This window comes from Microbulbifer maximicatervae (SeqCode) (assembly GCF_052467505.1).
This window is the reverse complement of the sequence record NZ_CP174313.1, coordinates 3,743,631-3,769,015: the sequence shown is the minus strand read 5'-3', so window position 1 is coordinate 3,769,015 and position 25,385 is coordinate 3,743,631. Positions and strand designations below refer to the sequence as shown.

Annotated in this window: 14 protein-coding genes; 13 read left to right on the top strand and 1 reads right to left on the bottom strand. The window is 53.4% G+C overall.

What is annotated here, in order from left to right:
• Positions 1-66: 66 nt before the first annotated feature.
• Entirely contained in the window at positions 67-6,330 is a 6,264-nt protein-coding gene (locus ACJJIN_RS16545; RefSeq protein WP_444895453.1) for a hybrid sensor histidine kinase/response regulator, read from the top strand.
• Between the two features lie 35 nt (positions 6,331-6,365).
• Complete coding sequence (locus ACJJIN_RS16540; protein WP_444895452.1) at positions 6,366-6,845, top strand: chemotaxis protein CheW; 480 nt, start codon at positions 6,366-6,368, stop codon at positions 6,843-6,845.
• A 63-nt stretch (positions 6,846-6,908) separates the two neighbouring features.
• Here ACJJIN_RS16540 and ACJJIN_RS16535 read toward each other — a convergent pair whose 3' ends face one another.
• Entirely contained in the window at positions 6,909-9,569 is a 2,661-nt protein-coding gene (locus tag ACJJIN_RS16535) for a penicillin-binding protein 1A (RefSeq protein ID WP_444895451.1), read from the bottom strand.
• Positions 9,570-9,717: 148 nt separating this feature from the next.
• Between ACJJIN_RS16535 and ACJJIN_RS16530 the strand changes: the two genes are divergently transcribed.
• From ACJJIN_RS16530 to ACJJIN_RS16480, 11 genes are all read left to right on the top strand, one after another.
• Complete coding sequence (locus ACJJIN_RS16530; protein WP_444895450.1) at positions 9,718-10,794, top strand: pilus assembly protein PilM; 1,077 nt, start codon at positions 9,718-9,720, stop codon at positions 10,792-10,794.
• A 1-nt stretch (position 10,795) separates the two neighbouring features.
• A complete protein-coding gene (locus tag ACJJIN_RS16525) occupies positions 10,796-11,368 on the top strand; it encodes a PilN domain-containing protein (protein ID WP_444895449.1) in 573 nt (190 codons plus the stop codon).
• A 15-nt stretch (positions 11,369-11,383) separates the two neighbouring features.
• Positions 11,384-12,004 carry a type IV pilus inner membrane component PilO gene (locus ACJJIN_RS16520; protein ID WP_444895448.1) on the top strand — a complete coding sequence of 207 codons (621 nt, stop codon included), beginning with the start codon at positions 11,384-11,386 and terminating at the stop codon, positions 12,002-12,004.
• A complete protein-coding gene (locus tag ACJJIN_RS16515) occupies positions 12,001-12,531 on the top strand; it encodes a pilus assembly protein PilP (RefSeq protein ID WP_444895447.1) in 531 nt (176 codons plus the stop codon). Before ACJJIN_RS16520 ends, ACJJIN_RS16515 begins: the two co-directional genes overlap by 4 nt.
• Positions 12,531-14,687, top strand: a complete 2,157-nt coding sequence (locus ACJJIN_RS16510) for a type IV pilus secretin PilQ (RefSeq protein WP_444895446.1) — start codon at positions 12,531-12,533, stop codon at positions 14,685-14,687. Before ACJJIN_RS16515 ends, ACJJIN_RS16510 begins: the two co-directional genes overlap by 1 nt.
• Positions 14,687-15,208: a shikimate kinase AroK gene (gene aroK, locus ACJJIN_RS16505; protein WP_413665828.1), complete on the top strand. Its 522-nt coding sequence runs from the start codon at positions 14,687-14,689 to the stop codon at positions 15,206-15,208. The genes ACJJIN_RS16510 and aroK overlap by 1 nt, the downstream gene beginning before the upstream one ends.
• 67 nt (positions 15,209-15,275) lie before the next feature.
• Positions 15,276-16,361, top strand: coding sequence for a 3-dehydroquinate synthase (gene aroB, locus ACJJIN_RS16500; protein ID WP_444895445.1), 1,086 nt, complete (start codon positions 15,276-15,278; stop codon positions 16,359-16,361).
• A 342-nt stretch (positions 16,362-16,703) separates the two neighbouring features.
• Positions 16,704-21,152, top strand: coding sequence for a glutamate synthase large subunit (gltB, locus tag ACJJIN_RS16495; RefSeq protein WP_444895444.1), 4,449 nt, complete (start codon positions 16,704-16,706; stop codon positions 21,150-21,152).
• A 20-nt stretch (positions 21,153-21,172) separates the two neighbouring features.
• Entirely contained in the window at positions 21,173-22,591 is a 1,419-nt protein-coding gene (locus ACJJIN_RS16490) for a glutamate synthase small subunit GltD family protein (protein ID WP_282930294.1), read from the top strand.
• Positions 22,592-22,751: 160 nt separating this feature from the next.
• Positions 22,752-23,831 (top strand): uroporphyrinogen decarboxylase, encoded by a 1,080-nt coding sequence (gene hemE, locus ACJJIN_RS16485; protein WP_444895443.1) that lies wholly within the window; start codon positions 22,752-22,754, stop codon positions 23,829-23,831.
• A gap of 170 nt (positions 23,832-24,001) precedes the next feature.
• Positions 24,002-25,354 (top strand): cyclic di-GMP phosphodiesterase, encoded by a 1,353-nt coding sequence (locus tag ACJJIN_RS16480; RefSeq protein WP_444895442.1) that lies wholly within the window; start codon positions 24,002-24,004, stop codon positions 25,352-25,354.
• Positions 25,355-25,385: the final 31 nt, after the last annotated feature.

The window sequence follows — 25,385 nt, the reverse complement described above, 5'->3', positions numbered from 1 at the left end:
ATCCGCGAGTTTTTCTCGCAGAAAACTGTAGCGCTTGAGTACTGAATAAATTATTGGGGACTTGGCGTGAGTCACGACAATCCGAACTTCATGGCCTTGGATTGGCTGATCGGTGAAATTAACGAGACTTTGGCACAAGCGCGCCAATTTCTTGAGACGTTCGCTGTCGAACCCGATGCGGGTGCCTCTCTTCTGCAAAACAGCTTGTCGCTGGTGCACCAGGTGCACGGTAGCTTGCATATGGCACAGCTCAGTGGTGCCGCGATGTTAGCAGAAGAGATGGAGCAACTTATCCAGGCCCTCGCCACTGGTGCGGTTGAAAATACCGACGAGACGCGCGAATTTTTGATGCGCGCATTGCTGGAGTTGCCCCTTTACCTCGAAAAGGTTTCTTTTCAGCGTCGTGACAATGCCGTTCTCTTACTTCCCCTGATGAATGACTTGCGCGCAGTGCGCCGCGAGCGATTGATCAGTGAAGGAGCGCTTTTCTCGCCAGAACTGTCTTCATTGGCAACGGTGATTGGAAAGCGCCAGCCCCTCGTCGCCGATAGCGCCCGCTTAAATGACCTGGTCACCAAGTTGCGCAAGATGTATCACGTTGCGGCTGCGGGTCTGATCCGGGATGTAAACAGTGGCGAAAGCCTGGCTTACCTCACCAAGATTATTGAAAAAATGCAGCTGCTTTACAGTGGCAGCTGCCGCCAATCCCTGTGGGAAGTACTGTTCGGTATTTTGGAGGCGCTCGGCGAACACCGTATTAATGTGCAGCCCGCACTGCGCCATTTACTGCGCAAGGTGGATATTGAATTCAGGTTGTTGCAGGGGCGTGGCGCAAAGGTATTGGACGCGCGCCTGGATCAGGACTTTCTGCGCAACCTACTTTTTTATGTCTACCTCGCCGGTCCGAATGGGCCGCACTGCGAGAAACTCTACCACCGCTTCGCATTAGATAAGGCGGTTCCCGGTACGCCTCGCCCGGATACTGAAGACGTATTGGCGATGGGGCCAGAAGCCTTAGGCAGTGCAATTGCTGCAGTGCGCGATGAACTGCAGTTGGTGCGTGAAGCACTGGAGCCCAGTACAACTGATACAGAACAACCCTCGCTGTCTGACACTGCCGCAGTGGCCAAGCGTCTCGCGGATACACTCGGTATTTTGGGATTGGAGGCGCAGCGGGTTCGCGCTCGCAGTGTCTACGAAGACCTTCGCGATGCTTCCCGTGGTACTGACGTTGAAGAGTACCTGATGCGTGCCGCCGGGGAATTGGTTCAGCTCGATTCAGCGCTTGCCGCCACCGTCGATCGCAATAAAAAAGTCGATGATGAGCAGCCCATTATGGGCGACGCCACTGACTCTGTATTACGCGAGGCCAGACTCGGTCTGGAAGCGGTAAAAGAAGCGGTCATGGAGTATGTGGCCAGCCACTGGGATATCAGTTACCTGAGCCGTGTGCCACAGCGTTTACAGGAAGTCTGTGGTGGCCTTGAAATGGTGGGTTACCAGCGAGCGGGTGAAATTATCTCCGCTTGCAATCGCTATATTGGCAACTCCCTGATTGAGGCTGGAGAACAGCCCGAATGGACAATGCTGGATACTCTGGCAGATGCCATTACCAGTGTTGAATACTACCTGGAGCGTCGTGCGGAAGGTCTGGCTGATGCAGAAATGCTTTTGGCACTGGCTGAAGATAGCGTAGAGGCTTTGGGCGTTTCGCTGAAGATCGTCGACGAGAGTGAGGCCGACGCCAGTCTGGAAGCGTCCCCGATATCAGAACCCGAACTGCCAGATCTTATTGATTACGATTTAATCCCCGATGACGAAGCCTCTGCGGTTTCTGACGAATCTCTGGACTCTCAAGCTGAAATAAATGCGGAAGAGTCATCTGCCATAACTTTGCAGCTGCCTGTCGATGAAGCAGATTCTGTTGTGGAGTCCGAGCTGGAAATCGATGGAGAGTCTGTTCCGGAGGAGTCTTGGTTCTCTGATGGGGCTCCTCAGGTTGAAGCTGCTCCGGTACTTGAAGTTGAAACTGGGATAGAGGCTCCTGAAGCTGAGGAAGCGCCTGCTGAGATTGCTGACTTCATTGAAGCTGCACCGATGGTAGAGTCTGCTGAGGTTGAGCCGGTTGCTGCAGTTGCAGAGGTCGCGGATACGACGGAGGAACTCGGTGATGACACTGAGAGCCTGATTGACGATGAAATTATCGAGATCTTCCTGGAAGAAGCCGGGGAAGTTCTTGCGCATATCAGTTGTTACTTCCCGGAGTGGGCTGCCAATTTTGCCAATCAGGATGCCCTGGTAGAGTTTCGTCGGGGCTTCCATACCCTGAAGGGGTCGGGCCGTATGGTCGAGGCCCTGGATATTGGTGAACTGGCCTGGTCTGTGGAGAATATGCTCAACCGGGTTATCGATGGCAGTGTGAAACCCGGGCCTGCCCATGTATACCTGATTGAGCAGGTGTATCAGAAGTTCCCCTCAATGATTGAGGCGTTTAAACACGGACAGAGCGACCCCGATCAGCAGCTTACCCTGCAGTTACAAGCTTGGGCTGAGCAGCTGAGTGCGGGAGAGATGCCCGCTGATCTGGAAGCCCAAAGTGCAGGCGGTGTCGCGGCAGTTGACGTTGTTGAGGACACCGGAGAAGACCTGGCTCAACTCTGGGAAATTTTTGCCCAGGAGGCAGAGACGCACCTCAATGTCGTAGATGAGTATTTGCAGGATATGCAGGCTGCCGCGCCTTTGTATGGTGTTCCCAGCGATCCAATGCACCGGGCACTCCACACACTTAAAGGCTCCGCACATATGGCGGAAGTCAAAGTGGTTGCCGAAATTATGGCGCCACTGGAGCGCTTCGCTAAAGAGCTGCGTATTTATCAGGTGCCTATCGATGCAGATATTTTTGATCTGATCAATGATAGCGCCACCTATGTGCGTGACGTGCTGGAACAGATTCGCTCTTCAGAGCCTCTCGCAATAGAGAAATCGGAACAGTTCCTTGCTCGCGTTGCTGAATTGCAGGAGCGCTCTGTAGGCCACTTGATTCGCGAGCGTGAGGCGAATGAACCTCGCGCGGTTGATCCCCAGCTTCTCGAAGTCTTGATGGCTGATGGCATGCGGGTGCTGCTTGATGCAGACCAAATGCTGACTGAGTGGCGCGCTGACCCGGCAGATAAAGGTCGTGTTGTATTGGTCGCTGACGAACTCAATGTTCTGCAGGAGGCGGCAAGCCGGGCGCAGTTGCCGATCCTGGCCGAGCTCGCTGAGCTGTTGCTGAATGTTTATCGCAAAGTCCTTGCTGGTGATCTTGAGCAGGAGCCAGCGCTATGGGCCTCTCTTGAGCAGGGACACAACGAGCTACTTGATTTAATCGATGCAGTAGCTGCAGCACAAGACCTCCCTGAAGTCAGTGAAGCTGTGGAAGAGGCGCTTCGCTACCTGGCTCAGGGTGAGGAAACCAGCTCTTCAGCTGAAGATGACTACGACCTCAATGAACTGGGAATCGATAGCGAAGCACTGGCTATTGCCGAGCCTGAAGAGCAGGCGTCGGAGCCCACGGAAGTAACCGAGCTCCTGGTTTCAGAAGCATCCCCTGATGAGTGGATTGAGCCACCTGTATTACAGGTGTCGCACGATGGGGAATCTCTCGATGGCGAGGCTGAGGATTCGGAAATTCCTCAATTGCAGGCCATAGAAGAGGCCGCTGTTGAGGACGTATCTCAATTTGAAGCACCCTTCTCTGCACCTGAAGTTGAACCTGCTGGCGACCTGGCTATCGAGCAACCGGGTAGCGAGGTGTCATCACAGGATTCCGCTCAATCAGTCGATTTACAGAAGTTGTTGGCAGACATTGACCCGGATGTTGTCGATGTTTTTATGGAGGAGGCGGGAGATCTTACCGATGAGCTGGAGGAACTGATTCAGAGTTGGGAAGAGGAGCCGGAAGGCCGCGAGCAAGGTGAGGCCCTGAAGCGTGTATTGCACACCTTTAAAGGTGGTGCACGTATGGCTGGCCTAATGGGGTTGGGTGAAGTAGCTCACCGTTTTGAAACGGTGATCGAAGGCATGCGCGACAACGATCGGCCCTCCGCAGATTTCTTCGCCAATGCCCATGGTATCCACGATCGTCTCGCCGATGGAGTAGAGACAGTTCGCGCCTGGATGGCTGGTGAACAGCTTGATGCTTTTGTACAGATGGTCAGCACCGATTGGGCGGATCAGAAACCGGCTAACTCGGCAGCTGCAGAAGTAGTTATTGAATCTGAAGCTCCAGGTGAACAGCCTCAAGAAACTGTTCTCGTAGCGGACGCGGAACAAGGTGATGAAGTCACTGCGGCCGAGAGTACTCAGCCGGATGCTGATGTAGTTGCTACGCAGCTGCCCGAGATCGCTGTAGGTCAGGAAAGCGATAACGTTTTGCCGTTTATCCGCAAGGCCGGTAATGCAGAGCAGGAGGTAGCGGCACCGACCCGGAACCAGCCCCAGGAGATGGTGCGTGTCGCTGCTGAACTTCTGGAGGAGTTGGTAAACCTCGCCGGTGAGACTGCAATTTCCCGTGGTCGTCTTGAAGAGCAGATGAGTGAGTTCGGTCTCGCCCTAGACGAGATGGATGTGACGCTGGTGCGTCTCAACGAACAGCTGCGCCGCCTGGACCGCGAGACCGAGGCTCAGATCCTGTTCCGCCAGGAGCAGTTGGCAGAACAGGACGGCGACTTCGATCCGCTGGAAATGGACCGTTACTCGTCTATTCAGCAATTGTCCCGTTCCCTGCTGGAGTCCACATCTGACTTGATGGAGCTGCGCTCCACCCTGAATAACAAGGCGCGTGATACAGAGACCCTGTTGCTCCAGCAGTCCCGAGTAAATACCGAATTGCAGGAAGGTCTGATGCGCAGCCGCATGGTACCTTTCTCCCGTCTGGTACCGCGCCTGCGTCGCATCGTGCGCCAAGTTAGTGCTGAGCTGGGCAAGCAGGTCGAGTTGGGATTCTCCAACGTTGAAGGCGAGCTGGACCGGTCCATGTTGGAGCGTATGGTTGCGCCACTGGAGCATATGCTGCGCAACGCTGTGGACCACGGCATTGAAATGCCAGAGGAGCGTTTGGCTGCCGGCAAGTCTGAGCGTGGGCGTATCGATGTGGCGCTGAAAAGGGAGGGCAGTGAAGTTGTCCTCACCATCCGCGATGATGGTGCCGGTGTCAATTTGATCCGGGTGCGTGAAAAGGCGGTGGAAAATGGCCTGATGAGGCCGGATGCTGAGCTCTCGAATAATGAGATTCTTCAGTTCATTCTGCAGGCTGGTTTTACCACTGCAGAAAAAGTTACCCAGATCTCTGGCCGGGGTGTGGGAATGGACGTTGTATCCGCCGAGCTTAAGCAGATCGGTGGCAGCGTCCATATCAACTCAGAGGCAGGCGCAGGAACAGAATTTGTCGTTCGTCTGCCGTTCACAGTTTCGGTTAACCGCGCTTTGATGGTGCGAATTGGCGATGACCTGTTTGCACTGCCGCTGAATACTATCGAAGGTATTGTGCGCCTCAGCCCATTTGAGCTGGAGCACTACTATCGCTCAGATGATGCGCGTTTCGAATACGCCGGAGAACTCTATCAGGTTAGCTATTTCGGTACTCTGCTGAAGTCTGGTGCTCAACCCAAGCTCAGTGTCGATGATATGCAACTGCCCGTTTTGTTGGTGCGCTCTGAAGGGCACGCTATGGCATTACAGGTGGATGCCATTAAGGGCAGCCGCGAGATTGTAGTGAAAAGCCTCGGCCCGCAGTTCTCCGGGGTTCAAGGGGTATCAGGTGCAACGGTAACTGGTGATGGTAGCGTCGTGGTGATTCTCGACGCTCACGCCCTGCTGCGCCGCCAGGCCACCCAGCTGGCAAGGCCGGAAGTGCCACAGCTTCAAATTCAGGAAGAGCCTGAAGTGCAGTCCGAGCAGGAGGCGCGCCAGCAGACCGTTATGGTTGTGGACGACTCGGTTACGGTACGCAAGGTAACGACGCGCTTCCTGGAGCGAGAGGGCTATCTGGTTAGCACTGCAAAGGATGGTCAGGATGCGGTTATCCAGCTGCAGGATAAGATCCCGGATCTGATTTTGCTGGATATTGAGATGCCGCGTATGGATGGCTTCGAGGTTGCCCGCCATATTCGCTCCAGTAGCCGCCTGCGCGATATTCCTATCGTAATGATTACTTCGCGTACCGGTAATAAGCACCGCGATCACGCTATGTCCCTGGGAGTTAACCACTACCTGGGTAAGCCTTACCAGGAAGATGTACTGCTGGCGGCTATTCGTGAGTACGCGGATGCCGAAGCTGTCGGAAGCTGAGACGGCAAATATCAGGAATAATATAGAGATAGGCAATGAGTGAAGTTGAAGCGCTGCCGGTAGATGTCCCCCAGGAAGTGAGCAGCCTGTTATTGCCCCTTGAACAGGGGCAGTTGCTGGTGCCGGTGGACAGCCTCTCAGAGGTTGTTGCAATACAAGCGCCGATGGCAGTTCAAGATGTGCCCGAATGGTATTTGGGGGATCTGATCTGGCGGGAACAGCGCCTGCCAGTGGTATCTTTTGAAGTGATGCGTGGCGGTGCCTTGGGAGCAGTTGCAGAAGAGGGGCGTATTGCGGTGCTGAGCACGGGAAATCCCGATGGCGAGCTGCCGTATTTTGCATTGCTCTTGCGCGGCACTCCGCGCCTGGTGCGGGTTACCCCTGAGGAGTTAGCGCTGCGAGAGCAGCCACTAAACCCTGGAGAGTTAATGCATGTGGCGCTTTCTGGTGAGGAGGCGGTTATTCCCGACCTGCAGGGATTAGAGCGGGCCTGCCTGCGCTATCGCAGTGACTGACTTGTTTTGCAGTGTATTATCAAAAAAGGGGCCTGAGGCCCCTTTTTTGATTGGGCTGTTCGCTTAGAACAGCTCTTCCGGTAAAGAATCCTCCCGGCTATCCTGGCTGGGCATATCCATATCTTCATCGGTGTAGCGATTGCGATATGGGTTATACACTTCGCGGCCGGGCACCCGGTTGGTCCTGAATATCTCAAACATGCCCCCGTAAGAGGTGCGCAAGCCATTTTGAGGGTTGATGCGTACCGTAACTATGCCATCTGGTTGAGCCAGGTGGCGCTCGGGAAGACCTTCGAGGGCACTGCTCATAAAATCGATCCAGATAGGCAGGGCGGCTGAGCCACCGTATTCATTTTTACCCAGTTCGCCATAGGAATCGAAGCCAACCCAGGCACTGGTTGCCAGGTAGGGGCTATAACCCGAGAACCACGCATCCCGTGGACCATTGGTGGTACCGGTCTTTCCGGCAATATCACCGCGCTTCATCGCCAGAGCGCGGCGCCCGGTACCCTTTTTGATAACATCTTTAAGCATTGAATCCATTATGTATGCCGTCTCTGCAGACATGGCTCGCGGAGCGCGAGGACGCGCTTGGCTCTTGCTTGGGTCGAGGGGGCCAACGGGCAGTACGTGTAGCTCCGCAGGCTCTTCACCCTGATCGACCCCTTGCCCTTCCAGCTGTAATTCCGCGAGATCGACGGGTTCAGCGGACAGGGTTTCAGAGCTGGTGCCCGGCTCGGGACAGTTATCGCATACCGTGAGAGGCAGTGCCTGGTACAGGACTTCGCCATTTACATCCAATACCCGGTCAACCAGGTAGGGCTCCACTCGGTAGCCACCATTGGCGAAGGCGGCATAGCCTCGCACCATCTCCAGGGGCGTGAGAGCGGAGCTACCCAGAGCAATGGTCAGGTTGCGGGCGAGCTTGCTGCGCTCAAACCCAAAGCCTTCGACAAAGCCTAGGGCGTAGTCCAGTCCTAGGGATTGCAGCAACCGGATTGAGACCATATTGCGGGACTTGTACAAAGCCATACGCAGACGAGTTGGGCCGAGGAAGGTCCCTCCGTCATTCTCAGGCCGCCATACATCTTGCAGGTTGGTTTCCTCAAAGATAATCGGGGCATCATTGATAATGCTGGCCGCTGTATATCCGCGCTCGATCGCCGAGGCGTAAATAAAGGGCTTAAAACTGGAGCCGGGTTGCCGGGCGGCCTGAGTGGCCCGATTGAAGTGGCTCTGGCGGAAGTCGTAACCACCGACAAGGGCGCGGATAGCCCCATCTTCGGGCTCAATAGATACCAGGGCGCCCTGTGCTTCCGGGACCTGGGCTAGAACCCACTCTTCAGTCACCTGGGGTTCAGCAGGCTTGGTATCACCGCTCTCGGGATCCGCAAACGGATCGGCCTGAAGGGGCTCATCTACAGCGGCGGCGATCATCTCGCTACTGGAGTTGCCCTCTTTCTTTTCCTTAACGACCTTGCGTAATCGAATGACATCTCCGGGAGCAAACATTTTTTCAGCGGACTGAAGGCGTGCGCCCCGGGCGCTCTCAGAAATATAGGGCCTGATAGAACTGAGTCCATTGCTCCAAGGCAATTCAATTACGCGCCGATCTCTCAGTTGAACCTGAAGTTTCTTGGGTTCTACTGCGGTGACAACGCCGGGTTCCAGACCGCCGAGAATCGGAATCTCGTTGAGTAAATCGATAAGCTGGTCGCTATCTTGCAGCAATTCCGGTGCAAGACGCTGTTCTGGGCCGCGATAGCCGTGGCGCGCATCATAGGTTTCCAGACCGTGCTGAAGCGCATTGCGAGCCGACTCCTGCAGGCGACTGTCTACCGTTGTTATGACCTGGTAGCCGTCGGTATAAGCGTTGTCGCCAAAGAGGTCTACTGCCTCCTTCCGTGCCATCTCGGCGATATAGGGTGCATCCAGGTCGAGATCGCGGCTGTGATAGCTGGCTGTTACCGGCGCAGTAATAGACTGGTTATATTGATCCTGGTTGATATAGCCAAGGTCGAGCATCCGCATCAGGATCCAGTTGCGGCGTACTAGGGCTCGGGAGGGGTTGGCGAGAGGGTTGAAGGTCGATGGCGCTTTGGGGAGTCCCGCCATCATAGCCCACTGGGCCAGATTCAGATCCTTGATATCTTTGCCGTAATAGACCTGAGCTGCAGCCTGGAAACCGTAGGCGCGGTTTCCGAGGAAGATCTTATTGATGTATAGGGCGAGGATCTCGTCCTTGGTCAGCTCTTGCTCAATTTGCAGTGATAGCAAAATTTCATTGAACTTGCGCACAAAACGCTGTTCTCGGCTGAGAAAGAAGTTGCGCGCCACCTGCATTGTCAGTGTACTACCACCAGACTGGATAGAACCGGTCTTAATCAGCTGCGAGGCGGCCCGCATCAAACCTTTGATGGAGACACCATTGTGGGAGTAAAAGCTGGCATCCTCAGCGGCGAGGATCGCTTTGATAAAGGGTTCTGGCGTTTGCTCGATCGTGATAGGGTTGCGCCGCTTTTCACCGAACTCACCGATCAGTTTCATATCCCGTGAGTAGACCCTCAGAGGGGTCTGTAAGCGGATATCGCGGAGGCTCTCCACTGAGGGCAACCCCGGTTTGAGGTAGAGGTAGATACTGGCTAGGGCCATTGCTGTAGCGGCCACACCGGCAAGGCCGAGCCAAAGCAGTGCGAGCAGACGATTGCGGGCTTTTACGGTCATGAAACTGCTTCTGTGTACTTCATCAAAGTGATTAGGTGAATAATTATACGAATATTGTGCGCTATTACCTATGCAAATGCAGGTTGAAGCGTTAATTTAAAGTGCTATAACATCAAACCCTCATAACCCACGGAAAAGATAAGAAAAAATGGGAATTTTCCCTTTTCTGAGCAAAGGCCCCAAGGCCATGTTGGGACTCGATATTAGCTCTACTGCGGTCAAGTTGCTGGAGCTAAGTCGCAACGGCGACAAATATCGTGTCGAAAGTTACGCCGTGGAACCTCTCCCACCCAATGCCGTAGTTGATAAGAATATCAACGATGTGGGGGCGACGGCTGAGGCTATTCGCAAAGTTGTACGACGTTCTAAAACTCGCCTGCGCCAAGCGGCTGTGGCTGTGTCTGGGTCGGCGGTGATCACCAAGACCCTTGAAATGCCGGCAGATCTCAATGATGAAGCTCTTGAGGCTCAAATTGCATTTGAGGCTGGCCAATATATTCCGTATCCGCTAGAGGAAGTTAGCCTGGACTTTGAAGTACAGGGGCCTTCTGAGAAGGGGGAGGGGCAAGTGGAGGTTCTACTTGCCGCCTGTCGTACAGAGAACATTGAACAGCGAATCTCCGCCTTGGGAGAGGCGGACCTTGAGCCCGGTGTTGTTGATGTTGAAGCGTACGCAATAGAGAGAACTTACTCTCTATTGGAAGACCAACTTCCTCCGCAGGAGCAGCTAGTTGTAGCCGTTATTGATGTTGGGGCGACAATGAGTGCTTTATCTGTCCTTGTGGACGGTAAGACCGTGTATACCCGAGAGCAGCTTTTTGGTGGGCGGCAGCTCACCGATGAGATCCAGCGTCGCTACGGTCTATCCGCGGAGGAGGCTACTTTAGCGAAGCGTCAGGGAGGGAGTGGTCTGCCGGATGACTATTTTGCTGAAGTGTTGGAGCCCTTCCGTGATGCAGTCGTGCAACAGGTAACCCGCTCACTGCAGTTCTTTTACTCTTCCACATCCTATAGCGATGTAGATTTTATCCTGCTCGGTGGCGGTGTTGCCGCCATGGAGGGAGTTGGTGATTTGATTAGCGAAAAGTTGGGCAGGCCAACTTTAATCGCTAATCCATTTTTGCGGATGAGTGTTTCGTCAAGAGTCAACCAGCAAGCTTTGGCGAGTGAAGCTCCATCCCTGATGATTGCCACAGGCTTGGCTATGAGGGAGAAGGACTACTGACATGGCAAAAATTAACCTTCTTCCCTGGCGTCAGGAGTACCGCTCTCAAAAGCAAAAAGAATTCCAGCAATTGGCATTGCTGGTTTTTATTGCGGCTGCAATGGCGGTATTTCTGTGGATGAAAACGGTTGATCAACAGGTTGTTCGACAAAATGAAAGAAACCAAATCCTACAAACCCGTATTAACGCTCTTAATATTCAGGTAAGAGAAATAAAAGACCTGAAGAAGCGCCGCCAGGAATTGATTGATCGAATGCGGGTAATTCAGGAGTTGCAAGGTAATCGACCTCTCGCAGTGCGTTATTTTGATGAGATTGTGCGAGCAACCCCCGAGGGGCTATGGCTTAGTGAGCTAAAAAGAGAAGGTGATCGATTAGACTTACTTGGCGTGGCTGAATCCAATAATCGCGTTTCTTCTTTTATGCGAAATTTAGACCATTCAGATTGGTACGAGGCCCCCCAATTAACAGGTGTAACCGCAACCCCGCAATACGGCGATCAGGCAAGTGAGTTCCAGCTAACGGTGAAGGTCAGTGGGCGCAAGAAAGAAGATGATCAAGATAGCGCAAAATAGTAAAGGACTTCAGAAATGGCACTGGCAGATACTGTAAAACAGCTTAATGAAATTGACTTCAATGATATTGATTTTACTCGGATAGGTGTTTGGCCCCTATCTGGGCGAATTGCTGTTCTGGTACTTAGTGCGGCACTGGTAATCGGTGCTGGTTATTACTTTCTGATTAAAGATATTTATAGCAAGCTTGAATTCTCTGTAAATAAAGAATCAGACCTCTTTAGTCAGTTCGAAAAAAAGCAATTTGAGGCTGCAAATCTTGAGGCTTATAGGGCCCAGCTGTTTGAGATGGAAGAAACCTTCGGTGCTTTACTAAAACAATTGCCGAAAGATACAGAGGTTCCAGGCTTACTCGAGGATATTGACGAGTATGGTAGCGGTAGTGGCCTTACAATTAGCAAAGTTGAGTTGGAGCAAGAGCGGGTTGGCGAATTTTACGTAGAGTTGCCTATTAGGATAGAAGTTCAAGGAAGTTATCACGAATTTGGAGCTTTCATTAGTGGTATAGCTGGAATGCCCAGAATTGTTACCCTTCATGATTTTGATATCTCCACTGAACGGAGTGATGGAGGGCTTCTCAATATGATCATTAATGCAAAAACTTATCGATACAAGGAACAGGGTGAAGAGGGATGAGAAAAAGTCTACCTATACTGATTGCCCTATCCTTTGTTTCTGGTTGTGGTCTAAATACCGATCATAGCGAGTTGCGTGAGAGGATGGCTGCAATTGAGCGCAAGCCTAAGGGACAGATAGAACCAATCCCCACTTTTACACCTTATAGCCCTTATGTCTATACCGCTGCTGCAAGGCGCAGCCCTTTTACCCGCCCGGTATTGGAATCTGAGCAGCGAATAGTAGGGCGAAAATTAGATATTGCTCCAGACCTGACTCGGCAGCGTGAATTATTGGAGGGAATTAACATTGACCTCCTATCGATGGTTGGCAGCTTAGCTCGAGAAGGTCAAATCTGGGCACTGATTAACGATGGTACTGGTGGGATTCACCGGATTACTGTGGGCAATTACCTGGGGAAGAATCATGGTCGCGTTGTGAATGCAACAAGCTCCCAGTTAGATATTCTTGAGATTATACCTGATGGTACCGGCGGCTGGATTGAGCGGCCACGGGCACTGGCGTTGGAAGAGAGGGACAACGGATAATGAACGGAAAACGGTTTGCCTATTTAATGGCTCGGGTTCAGTTACTGCTACTTGGGTTATTGCTGTTTCCAATAGCTTCTAGTGCCCAGGTAAACAAGCTGAATGACATACAGTTTGCCGAATTGCCGGGTAGCCGAGTTCAGCTGCGCTTAACTTTTAATGATGTGCCTCCAGAACCCACCGGCTATACGATAGAGCAACCAGCTCGAATTGTTTTAGACTTTGCCGGCGTAGAAAGCGCTCTCCCGCAGAAGAAGTATTCTTTAGGTATCGGCACAGCTAGAAGTGCAGTTGTTGTTTCCGGTGAAGATCGCACTCGTCTCATAGTAAACCTTGATCAGCTTCCCGCTTATTCGAGTGAGCGACAAGGTAACCAGTTAATTGTAGTAATTGGTGCAGAGTCTTCTGAGCGTGATCGTCCAGTGCAAAATACAGTTGAACACGATAGTGGCTTGAACCTCGGTGGTGAAAAACAGTTTCAGCGCTCGGAAAGCATTGCAGTAAATAATGTGGATTTTCGTCGAGGAGAAGAAGGAGAAGGCAAAGTTATTGTTAGCCTTAATGACCCTGCAGTTAATATCGATGTTGAACGGACTAACGGTAAAATTTATCTAACATTTTTAGGTGCGGACTTACCTGAGTCATTGCGTCAGCGACTAGATGTTACTGATTTCGCCACCCCTGTAAATAATATTACTGTGGACTATGATGGGCGCAACACGGTAATTGCAGTTGATCCAAATGATACTGAATATGATTACTTGGCCTATCAAGCTGATACAGAGTATGTATTGAGTATTAAGCCTTTATCTGCGCAAGAAATTCGTGAGAAGGAGAAGGAATTTCAGTTCAATGGGAAGAAGTTGTCTCTCAACTTCCAAGATATTGAGGTCCGGTCCGTCTTGCAGGTTATTGCCGATTTTACCGATCTTAATTTGGTTGCTAGTGATACAGTACAAGGCAGAATAACCTTACGCCTCGACGGTGTGCCGTGGGATCAGGCCTTGGCCCTTATTCTGAAAGCGAAGGGGTTAGATAAGCGTCAGGAAGGTAGCGTTATCATGGTGGCGCCAGCTGCAGAAATTGCTGAGCGAGAGCGTCAGGAGCTTGAGACGCGTAAACAGTTGCAGGAGCTTGCCCCTTTACTTACGGAGTTTATTAGCGTTCGCTATGCAGATGCTGGCGAAATTTTTAACTTATTCTCTGGCCAAGGTGGGGCCGATGGGATAGCTGGGGGTAGTGGCGGCCAGCAGATGAGCATCCTTTCCGCGCGCGGAAGTGCCATTGTTGATGAGCGAACGAACACAATTATCCTTACTGACACAGAAGACAAGATTGCTCAGTTTCGTGAGCTGATAGAGGTTATCGATGTTCCCATCCGCCAGGTGATGATCGAGGCTCGGATTGTTACCGCCAACAGTGACTTCCAAAAAGAGTTGGGAGTTCAGTGGGATTATGTAGGTAGTGCAGATCTTTCTGATGATGCCACGGGTGTTGGCTCTGGTAGCTTAGCTTTAGATGATGGCACTGCGCTTGGTAGCCTAACAGGTGACTTTGACCCACTCTTGGTGGATCTTGGAGTGAGTAGCCCAGCAGGGAGTATTGCTTACGCTATTCTAAAAAATGATTTTTATTTGAGCCTGGAGCTGTCTGCGCTTGAAGACATCGGTGTAGCTGAAGTTGTTTCACAACCAAAAGTTGTTACGGGCGATAAACAGGAAGCCATTATTCAGTCGGGTATTGAGATCCCTTATTTGGAGGCGACCTCGTCTGGCGCTGCTTCTGTTACGTTCCGCGAAGCTGTGCTGGAACTCAATGTGACTCCGCAGATTACTCCGGATAACAATATTATTATGAACCTAAACCTTGAACAAAATAGTGTGGGCGAGTATGTCACTGTAGGTGGTGGGCAAGTACCTTCGATCAATGTAAATACTCTGGCAACCAAGGTGTTGGTTCAAAACGGTGAGACGATCGTCCTGGGAGGGGTATTTGAAAGTAATGTTGTTGAGGGAGTATCCAAAATTCCGTTGTTAGGCGATATCCCCTATCTAGGCAACTTGTTCAAAAAGACTATACGTACGGACGATAAACGTGAGATCCTGATGTTTATCACACCGCGTATTCTTGAAGACGAGGCTTTCTACTCTAAGTGATCACCCGCTCTATTTTCCTGGTCGGCCCCATGGGGGCCGGCAAGTCTACAATCGGCAGGTTGTTGGCAGCGCAATTGCAGCTGCCTTTTGCCGATACCGACAAAGTGCTGGAAGAGCGCACTGGTGCGGATATTCCCTGGATTTTTGATGTGGAAGGCGAAGCGGGATTTCGCCGCCGTGAGACTGAAATATTGGAAGAGCTCTGCCAGGGTGAGTGCCAGGTTATTGGTACCGGTGGTGGAATAGTTTTGCTCGAGGAGAATCGACGCCAGCTACAAAAATATGGCCATGTAGTTTATTTGCAGGCCAATATCGATCAGCTTCTGGAACGCACTTCAAAGAATACCAATCGCCCGTTGCTTCGTGTACCCAACCCCCGTCAGCGTATTGCGGAAATTTTGCAGGAACGCGAGCCTCTGTATCGTGAGGTTGCAGATATTATTTGCGACACCAATGACCTCTCCCCCAAGCAAGCATCCCTCCTGGTCGCAGAACATTTAGGCAGCCTGCTGTCCGATTAGTCCAAAGCGTCTGTGCTAAAGTGCGTCTCACTTCTGTTGGGAAAAGCACTAGGGGATTGAGAGCAGTATGCAAAGCCTTAACGTAGAACTCGGCGAGCGTAGTTATCCGATAATTATTGGTTCAGGTTTGCTCGGTGACCCGCAATATATCTTCCCTTACATTAAAGGCCGGCAAGTTTGCATTGTTACCAATGAAACTATTGCTCCTCTTTATTTGGCGACATTATTGGGGGGGCTAAAGGGGCTCGATAAAGTGGATGTTGTCGAGCTTCCCGATGGTGAAGCTTTCAAATCACTCGACACAGTGAATCGAATTTTTGAGGTGCTGCTGGAAAAGCGCCACAACCGCACTACGACACTAATCGCGTTGGGCGGTGGTGTTGTTGGGGATATGTGCGGTTTTGCTGCAGCCTGTTATCAGCGCGGGGTTAACTTTATCCAGGTACCGACTACCCTGCTGTCTTTGGTTGACTCCTCTGTTGGGGGAAAGACCGGCGTTAACCATCCCCTTGGTAAAAATATGATTGGCGCCTTCCACCAGCCCCGCCTTGTCCTTGCGGATACCGATACCCTTGCCACATTGCCTGCACGTGAATTTTCCGCAGGCCTTGCCGAGGTCATTAAATACGGATTGATCTGTGACAGCCCATTCTTCGAATGGATCGAGGAGAATTTACAAAAGTTATTAATGAGGGAGCCCGCAGCACTGGCTTACGCTATTGAGCGCTGCTGCGCCGACAAGGCAGATGTTGTTGCCAGTGATGAGCGCGAGAGTGGTCGTAGGGCGATACTGAATCTTGGCCACACCTTCGGCCACGCCATTGAGGCAGTGCAGGGGTATGGCAGTTGGTTACACGGTGAGGCCGTTGCCGCCGGCATGGTTATGGCGCTGGAGTTATCCAGGTTGCGCGGAGATATCGATGCAGAGCTGGTGGAGCGGTTGCGAGTGATGCTAGAGGCGGCTGATTTGCCGCAGCAGGCACCGCAAGGTATGACAACCGATGAATTCCTCCAAGTAATGCAGGTGGATAAGAAGGTGCTGGACGGAAAATTGCGTTTGGTACTGCTAAAGGCGCTGGGAGAAGCAATTATTGTCGATGATACCCCCAGAAAAATGATTATAAATGCACTGAAAAACTGTGGTGCCGAGTGATAACCCTGCTCTTATTGTCTAAAAAATAGGACTGAGTACCAGAAAGGGTAGCTGCTAGAAGATAAGTTTGGTTTTGTTTGATTTGACAGACTAATACACTGCTAAAAGTTGAAAATGTAGTGTTGGACAAGTAATATTGCGCCCCCCCGAAAGGAAAGGCGGGGCAAAAAACCGCCAATAACAACAAAAAAAGCCCCAGCAGAGGGCTTTTTTTATCTCGGGATCTTTTTCCAAGGGACCGCAGGAGAGCGTAGCGCGAAGCTTAAAGTGACATTCGCCCATAACAGGCACTTCTTTTTTTAAGCGCCAGTGGTCCCCCAATCGATAGCGACGAGGAATTCTATGGGTAGCAGTCTGTATCAGTTGGATGAGTTTAAGGACAACTGCGGTTTTGGTCTGATCGCTCATTTGCACGGTGTGGCAAGTCACAAATTAGTGCAGACGGCCATTGAATCCCTCACTTGCATGACCCACCGGGGTGGTATTGCCGCCGATGGTAAAACCGGTGATGGTTGCGGTCTTTTGCTGCAAAAGCCGGATGCTTTCCTCCGCGCAGAAGCCAAGACCCTGTTTGGTGCTGAGCTGACAGCAACCTACGCAGTGGGATCAATCATGCTCCCACTGGATCAAGCCGAAGCCGATAAAGCCCGCAAAATTATCGAAACTGAGTTGCAAGCTCAGGGCCTAAAGACCGTCGGCTGGCGCACCGTACCGACGAACCCGGAATGCCTGGGCCCTATTGCCCGGGATTGCCTGCCACACTTTGAGCAGTTGCTGATCAACAATGCAGACGAGCCCCTCGGCGAGGCGAAATTCAATGCCCGTCTCTATGTGGCCCGTCGCAAAGCCGAGTTGCGCTTAAGTAGCGAAGTCTATATCGCCAGCCTTTCAACCAGTGTCCTCTCCTACAAGGGTCTGATGATTCCGGCTGATCTGCCCAAGTTTTTCCCAGAACTGGCCGACCCGCGCCTGGAAACCGCGATCTGTGTTTTCCACCAGCGCTTCTCTACCAACACCATGCCCCGCTGGCCCCTGGCCCAGCCATTTCGCTTGCTGGCGCACAATGGTGAGATCAACACTATTACCGGCAACCGCAACTGGTCTGTTGCCCGCACCAGTAAATTTGCCACTGACCTGATTCCAGAGCTGAATGAGCTGGTGCCCCTGGTTAACCGTGAGGGTTCCGACTCCTCCAGCCTGGACAACATGCTGGAGATGCTGTTGGCGGGCGGCATGGAGCTGCACCGGGCCGTGCGCATGCTAGTGCCACCGGCCTGGCAAAATGTTGAAGGAATGGATGCGGACCTGCGCGCTTTTTACGAATATATCTCCATGCATATGGAGCCCTGGGATGGGCCGGCTGGATTGGTGATGACGGATGGCCGCTATGCCGTGTGTACCCTGGACCGCAACGGCTTGCGCCCCTCGCGCTGGGTGATTACCAAGGATGACCTGATCACTGTGGCATCCGAAGTGGGCGTGTACGACTATGCCCCTGAAGATGTTGTGGCTAAGGGCCGCCTTGGACCGGGGCAGATGCTGTCGGTGGACACCCAAGAGGGTAAGCTCTACCACACCGCTGACATCGATAATATGCTCAAGCGGGCACAGCCCTATAAGCGTTGGCTCAAGGATAAAGCACGCCGTATCCGCTCTACTCTGGTTACTGCGCCGGTGGACAACAACTTCTCCCACCAGCAATTCAAGGTTTACCAAAAGCTGTTCAGCTCCTCCCTGGAAGAGCGCGATAAAGTCGTCCGGCCCATGGCTGAGGCGGGCCAGGAAGCGGTCGGTTCAATGGGCGATGATACGCCGATGGCGGTTTTGTCCCGTTACAACCGCTCGCTCTACGACTACTTCCGCCAGCAGTTTGCCCAGGTAACCAACCCGCCAATTGACCCCCTGCGGGAAACCGTGGTGATGTCTCTGGAGACCTGCCTGGGTCGAGAGAAATCAGTATTTGAGGAAACTCCCGAGCACGCGGACCGGGTAATCCTGTCTTCGCCAGTACTTTCCCATATGAAGTACACGGCACTGTTATCCCTTGATCGCCCGGGCTTCGAAGCGGAGATCTTCGATCTGAACTACGACCCCGCTGAACAGGATCTCAAATCGGCGATTGAACAGCTCTGCGCCAAAGTTGAGGCTTCAGTGAGGGCGGGGGCTGTGATTGTAGTGTTGTCCGATCGCGACATTCGCGAGGGGCACCTGCCCATCGATGCTTTGCTGGCGACAGGCGCGGTGCACCACCACCTGGTACATGCGGGCTTGCGCTGTGATTCCAATGTTGTGGTGGATACTGCCAGCGCCCGAGATGCGCATCAGTTGGCCTGTTTGGTCGGCGTCGGTGCCACCGCAGTACACCCGTATTTCTCCTACAGCATTATCAATCACCTGATCGATACCGGTGAATTGCTGCTGGATGCCGCTGAGGCGCAGAAAAATTACCGTAACGGCATTATCAAGGGCCTGTTAAAGATCCTGTCCAAGATGGGCATTTCCACCGTTGCCTCTTATCGCGGCGCACTGCTGTTCGAGCTGGTGGGGATTTCCAAGGATGTGGTGGATCTGTGTTTCCCCGGAGCGCCCACTCGCATCGAAGGTGCCGGCTTCCCTGAACTGCAAGCCGATATGGCGGCCCGTGCCGATATAGCCTGGAAAGCCCGCAAACCTGTTTCCCCCGGCGGCCTGCACAAGTTTGTCTACGGCCAGGAGTATCACGCATTTAACCCGGATGTGGTGACTACCCTGCGGCGCGCTGCCAGTACCGGTGACTATGCCGCGTGGCGGGACTACGCGGAGCTGGTTAACCAGCGCCCCGTGGCGACATTGCGGGATATGCTGGACTTCAAGGAGAACATCGAACCGGTAGCTCTGGAAGACGTGGAGCCGGCAGAGCAGATTTTGCGTCGCTTTGATACGGCGGCCATGTCACTGGGGGCCCTGTCCCCCGAAGCCCATGAGTCTCTGGCCCAAGCGATGAATCGCCTGGGTGGGCGTTCAAACAGTGGCGAGGGCGGTGAAGATCCAGCCCGTTTTGGCACTGATAAAGTTTCCAAGATTAAGCAAATTGCCTCCGGTCGTTTTGGCGTAACACCGCACTACCTGGTAAATGCCGAGGTATTGCAAATTAAGGTAGCCCAGGGCGCCAAGCCCGGTGAAGGCGGTCAGCTGCCCGGTGGCAAGGTCAACGAACTGATCGCGCGGCTGCGCTATTCGGTGCCCGGTGTGACCCTGATTTCCCCGCCGCCCCATCACGATATCTATTCTATCGAGGATTTGGCGCAGCTGATCTACGACCTTAAACAGGTAAATCCCGTTGCCTTGGTATCGGTAAAACTGGTATCGCGGCCTGGGGTTGGCACTATTGCAGCGGGTGTTGCCAAAGCCTATGCGGATTTGATCACCATCTCCGGCTACGACGGCGGCACAGCGGCGAGCCCAATAACCTCGATTCGCTATGCCGGGTCGCCCTGGGAGCTGGGATTGGCGGAAACCCACCAGACCCTGCGTGCCAATGATCTGCGCGGCAAGGTTCGGGTACAAACCGATGGGGGTCTGAAAACCGGCCTCGATGTGATCAAGGCGGCAATTCTCGGTGCCGAGAGCTTCGGCTTTGGTACGGCACCCATGGTGGCGATCGGCTGTAAGTATCTGCGCATCTGCCACTTGAATAACTGTGCCACCGGTATCGCCACCCAGAAGAAGGACCTGCGTGACGAGCACTATATCGGCACCGCAGAAATGGCGATGAACTTCTTCCGTTTTGTCGCCGAGGAGACCCGCGAGTGGATGGCGCGTCTGGGCGTGCGGACCCTGGAGGATCTGGTGGGGCGTGTGGATTTGCTGCGCGTACTGGATGGCGAAACTGACAAACAGAAAAAGCTGGATCTCGCGCCTCTGTTGCATACGGATGAGCTGTTGGACAGCAAGCCGCAAACCTGTCAGTCCGCGACCAATGATCCGTGGGATAAGGGCGAACTGGCGGAGCGGATGGTGGCGGATATCCTGCCGACCATCGAAGGCTTTAAAGGTGGCGAGTTCAGCTACGACGTGACCAACTGTGACCGATCCTTAGGTGCGCGTCTGTCTGGTGAGATCGCCAAGCGCTACGGTAACCAGGGCATGGTTGAAGCTCCGGTGAAACTGCGCCTCAAAGGGGTCGCCGGCCAGTCATTCGGCGTGTGGAATGCCGGTGGTCTGGAAATGTACCTGGATGGCGATGCCAACGACTATGTGGGTAAAGGTATGGCTGGCGGCAAGCTGGTTATACGACCGCCGCAAGGTAGCTCGTTCGCCTCCCAGGAAACCAGTATTGTCGGCAATACCTGTCTCTACGGCGCCACGGGTGGCAAGTTATTTGCGGCGGGCTGTGCCGGTGAGCGCTTCGCTGTGCGCAACTCCGGTGCCTTTGCGGTAGTCGAAGGGGCGGGAGATCACTGCTGTGAATATATGACCGGGGGTATGGTCGCGGTTCTCGGGCGCACCGGATTTAACTTCGGCGCCGGTATGACCGGTGGCTTCGCCTATGTCCTGGATATGGAGCGGGATTTCTTTGATCGCTGCAACCATGAGTTGATCGAGCTGCGCCGAATCAGCAGCGAAATTCTCGAGCCACACCAGAGTCACCTGCGCGAAGTTATCGAAGAGTATGCGGCGGAGACCCAGAGCACCTGGGGCGCCGAGTTATTGGATAACTTCGATGATTACTTGAGCCGTTTCTGGCTGGTTAAACCAAAGGCGGCGAGCCTTGCAGATCTTCTTTCCGACGTGCGCAAGCGCGGCGAATAAAGGCGGGGTGGAGAAACAGTATGAAAGACAGACTGAACAATGACTTCCAGTTTATCGACGTAAGTCGCATCGATCCGCCGAAGAAGGACATCATCACCCGCACCGGCGAGTTTGTTGAAATTTATGAGCCGTTCAGTGAGCGGCAGGTGGCCAGCCAGGCGCACCGCTGCCTGGATTGTGGCAACCCCTATTGCGAATGGAAGTGCCCGGTACACAACTACATTCCCAACTGGTTGAAGTTGATCAGCGAGGGCAATGTTATTGAGGCAGCCGAACTCTGCCACGAAACCAATACCCTGCCGGAAGTCTGTGGCCGGGTTTGTCCTCAGGACCGTCTCTGTGAGGGCGCATGTACCCTCAATGATGGCTTTGGTGCGGTCACCATCGGCAATGCGGAAAAGTACATTACTGATACAGCCTTCGCCCTGGGTTGGCGTCCAGACTTAAGTCATGTTGAGAAAACGGGCAAGCGAGTGGCGGTGATTGGTGCCGGCCCGGCGGGTCTGGGCTGCGCTGATATTTTGGTGCGCAACGGCGTGCAGCCGGTGGTGTTCGACAAGCACCCGGAAATTGGCGGCCTGATTACCTTTGGTATTCCCGAGTTCAAGCTGGAGAAGTCGGTAATGCAGCAGCGCCGGGAAGTGTTTACTGAGATGGGCGTTGAGTTCTGTCTCAATACTGAGGTGGGTAAGGACATCAGTTTTGAGCAGCTGCTCAATGACTACGATGCTGTCTTTATGGGGATGGGCACTTACAACTACATGAGAGGTGGCTTCCCCGGTGAAGATTTGCCCGGTGTTCACGATGCTTTGCCATTCCTGATTGCCAACGTAAATCGCAATATGGGCTGGGAGCGCGATGCTTCCGAATTTGTTTCGGTTGAGGGCAAGCGCGTGGTGGTTCTCGGTGGTGGTGATACCGCCATGGACTGTAACCGTAGCTCGATTCGATTGGGCGCTAAGAGCGTAACCTGTGCCTATCGCCGCGATGAGGAAAATATGCCTGGCTCGCGTCGGGAAGTGGCCAATGCAAAGGAAGAGGGCGTACAGTTCCTGTTCAATCGCCAGCCGGTTGAGATCGTTGGGGATGGCAAGGTGGCCGGGGTTAAAGTGGTCACTACGGAGCTCGGTGAGCCCGATGAAAACGGCCGCCGTCGCCCTCAGGTGGTGCCCGGTTCTGAAGAAATTATCCCGGCGGATATCGTTCTGGTGGCCTTTGGCTTCCGTCCCAGCCCGGCAGAGTGGTTTCCGCAGCACAATATTGAAGTTGCCGACTGGGGTGGTGTCGTCGCTCCAGAAAAACAAAAATACAAATTCCAGACCTCCAATGAGAAGGTTTTTGCCGGCGGCGATATGGTGCGCGGCTCGGACCTGGTAGTGACAGCTATCTGGGAAGGGCGCCAAGCCGGTGAAGGTATTCTCGATTACCTGGATATTTAGTCGTTTCTGATTTGCAGTGGGGGCAGGGTCCCTCACTGCCCAATTATTCCGTGCACATTTGTGCCAGTCCCAATAGGCACCTCGCAATATCTTTGCCACCCTGTGTATAGCGGCCAAGCCCCTGTACAATGCCCGTTTTTTTAGCCCGCTCGGTGTGCCTATGTCTGATACCAAACCGTCCGAATTGAAAAACGACCGCTTTCTTCGCGCCCTGCTGCGCCAGCCAGTGGATCGAACGCCTGTGTGGATGATGCGACAGGCGGGGCGCTACCTGCCGGAATATCGAGCCAGCCGCGCCGAAGCGGGCAGCTTTATGGATTTGTGCCGCAATACCGAACTGGCCTGTGAGGTAACGCTGCAACCCCTGGAGCGCTACCCGCTAGACGCCGCCATTCTGTTTTCCGATATCCTGACTATTCCCGATGCCATGGGCCTGGGCCTCTACTTCTCTGAAGGAGAGGGCCCGAAGTTCCACAAGCCCCTGCGCACGGCGGCCGATATCGAAGCCCTGGAAGTGGTGAACAGCGAAAAGGATTTGGACTATGTGATGAATGCCGTGTCCACCATCCGCCGCGAGTTGAATGGTCGCGTGCCGCTTATCGGCTTCTCCGGCAGCCCCTGGACGCTGGCGACTTATATGGTTGAAGGTGGCTCCAGCAAGGATTTTGCCCGCTGTAAGGAAATGCTCTACAACCGCCCTGAGCTGATGCACCAGTTACTCACGGTGCTGGCCGACTCTATTACCGATTACCTGAACGCCCAGATTCGCGCTGGAGCCCAGGCCGTACAGATCTTTGATACCTGGGGCGGGGCACTCAGCCACAGTGCTTACCGTGAATTCTCCCTGAAATATATGCAGAGAATTCTCCAGGGGCTAATTAAAGAAGTCGACGGTCGTCGAGTGCCGGCCATCCTGTTCACTAAGGGAGGCGGTCAGTGGTTGGAAGCAATGGCTGATACTGGCGCTGACGCCCTGGGCTTGGATTGGACTACAGACATTGGCAGCGCCCGCGCCCGAGTGGGAGACAAGGTGGCTCTGCAAGGCAACTTGGACCCTGCTGTTCTCTATGCGAGTCCCGAACGAATTCGCACAGAAGTGGCGGCTGTTTTGAAGTCTTTTGGTCAAGGTAGTGGCCACGTTTTCAATTTAGGTCACGGAATTACCCCGAAGGTAGATCCCAAACATGCCGGAGCCATGATTGAAGCTGTGGTAGAGCTGTCAGCCCAATATCACGCCTAAACTAGCCACTGATCTCTGAGTCTGTGAATACAGTCTCACTTTGGGCGGGTGAACCTTAATATCTCTCCATGATATAAAGGTGAGCTTGCCCAGAGGACCGAGGATCTTACGCCACGGGGTCTTTCAGGGCAGCGTTTTAGCGTTAACTACAGTTGTCGGCACCTTCCCCAGTGGCAATCGAACAAGCAAAAATTTCTGTCGGTGATTTACAGCGCGGCATGTTCGTCTCCAAGCTTGACCGGCCTTGGACACGAACCCCATTTGCGCTGCAGGGTTTTTATATCCGCGATTTGGAAGAAATCCGCCAGCTACAGAAATACTGCCGGTTTGTTTATGTCGATATACACAAAACTGTCGGTAGTGCCGGTGTTACCCTGCGTCGATTGCTCGGAGGCAGCGACACTTCCGCAAGGGGTCGTTCTTCTGGCCGCACAGCGGTCACTATCCCTTGTAAGCCTGTCACTGTTTCCCATAAAAAATACCCCCCTCCGCAGCCGGCGCAGCGAGAAGCCAGTAACGCGCGCAAGCTTCACGGCCAGATCCTCTATGGTATGAGTGAAGTGATGGGGCTTGTTGCTAACAACAGGCCCATACCGGTACAGCAGGTCAACCAAGTCGTTGAGGATTTAGTAGAAAGTGTGCTGCGCAGTCCCGATGCGTTTGCCTGGCTGGCCCGTGTACGAGATAAGGATGAGCACACTTATAGTCACTCGGTACGTGCCAGTATTTGGGCGGTGCTATTCGGCCGCCATATCGGTCTTTCACGCAGTGATTTACTAAAGCTCGGGGTGGCTACTCTGCTGAAGGATGTAGGCAAGCTGGCTATCGACGGGGAAGTGCTGCAGATGAAGCAGCGCGATCCGCGCAGTGAATTAGAGTATCGAAAGTTTGTGCAGCATAGCGTCAAGATGCTGTCGGCAGACCCACAAATAGATCCGAAGGTTATCGAAGTCATTAGTGCCCACTGCGAGCGTCATGATGGTAGTGGTTACCCTGAGGGCTTGCGCGGTGACAGGATTTCAGTGTTGGCGCGCATGTGCGGAATAGTGACTTTCTATGATGAAGCCACTAACCCAAGAGGTTCCAGTGAGCCGGTAGCGCCATCCCGGGCAGTTGCCAAGTTATATGACCTGCGGGGTATTGCCTACCAGGAACAGTTGGTAGTGGAGTTCATTCAGGCTATTGGCCTCTATCCCACGGGTACTCAGGTAGAGTTGTCCACCGGAGAAGTCGGCGTGGTCGTGGAACAGACCTACGACCGGCGCTTGCGACCAAAGGTAATGATTGTTCTCGATGGGCAAAAACAGACGCTCAGCAAGCCTCGCCTGTGTGACTTAGCTGAAGTTGAGGATCGAGAACAGAAGCTTATCGAGCGTGGCAAGATGAGTGTCGAGGAAAAGGTCAGTATCCTCAGGGATATAGAACCCGGAGCTTACCCCCAGGTGGATGCGGCGAATATTCGCGACAATTATTTATTCCGCGGTGGCCGACTGGGGCAGCTGCTGACGCGCCTGACAAAATAACCTCCCTTTTTCAGAGGTGGCAGTTAAAACT

Excerpts from the sequence above, each read along its gene's own strand:
- ACJJIN_RS16540 (WP_444895452.1), top strand. The coding sequence starts at position 6,366 with ATGAGTGAAGTTGAAGCGCTGCCGGTAGATGTCCCCCAGGAAGTGAGC.
- ACJJIN_RS16535 (WP_444895451.1), bottom strand. The coding sequence starts at position 9,569 with ATGACCGTAAAAGCCCGCAATCGTCTGCTCGCACTGCTTTGGCTCGGC.
- ACJJIN_RS16530 (WP_444895450.1), top strand. The coding sequence starts at position 9,718 with ATGGGAATTTTCCCTTTTCTGAGCAAAGGCCCCAAGGCCATGTTGGGA.
- ACJJIN_RS16525 (WP_444895449.1), top strand. The coding sequence starts at position 10,796 with ATGGCAAAAATTAACCTTCTTCCCTGGCGTCAGGAGTACCGCTCTCAA.
- ACJJIN_RS16520 (WP_444895448.1), top strand. The coding sequence starts at position 11,384 with ATGGCACTGGCAGATACTGTAAAACAGCTTAATGAAATTGACTTCAAT.
- ACJJIN_RS16515 (WP_444895447.1), top strand. The coding sequence starts at position 12,001 with ATGAGAAAAAGTCTACCTATACTGATTGCCCTATCCTTTGTTTCTGGT.
- ACJJIN_RS16510 (WP_444895446.1), top strand. The coding sequence starts at position 12,531 with ATGAACGGAAAACGGTTTGCCTATTTAATGGCTCGGGTTCAGTTACTG.
- aroB (WP_444895445.1), top strand. The coding sequence starts at position 15,276 with ATGCAAAGCCTTAACGTAGAACTCGGCGAGCGTAGTTATCCGATAATT.
- gltB (WP_444895444.1), top strand. The coding sequence starts at position 16,704 with ATGGGTAGCAGTCTGTATCAGTTGGATGAGTTTAAGGACAACTGCGGT.
- ACJJIN_RS16490 (WP_282930294.1), top strand. The coding sequence starts at position 21,173 with ATGAAAGACAGACTGAACAATGACTTCCAGTTTATCGACGTAAGTCGC.
- hemE (WP_444895443.1), top strand. The coding sequence starts at position 22,752 with ATGTCTGATACCAAACCGTCCGAATTGAAAAACGACCGCTTTCTTCGC.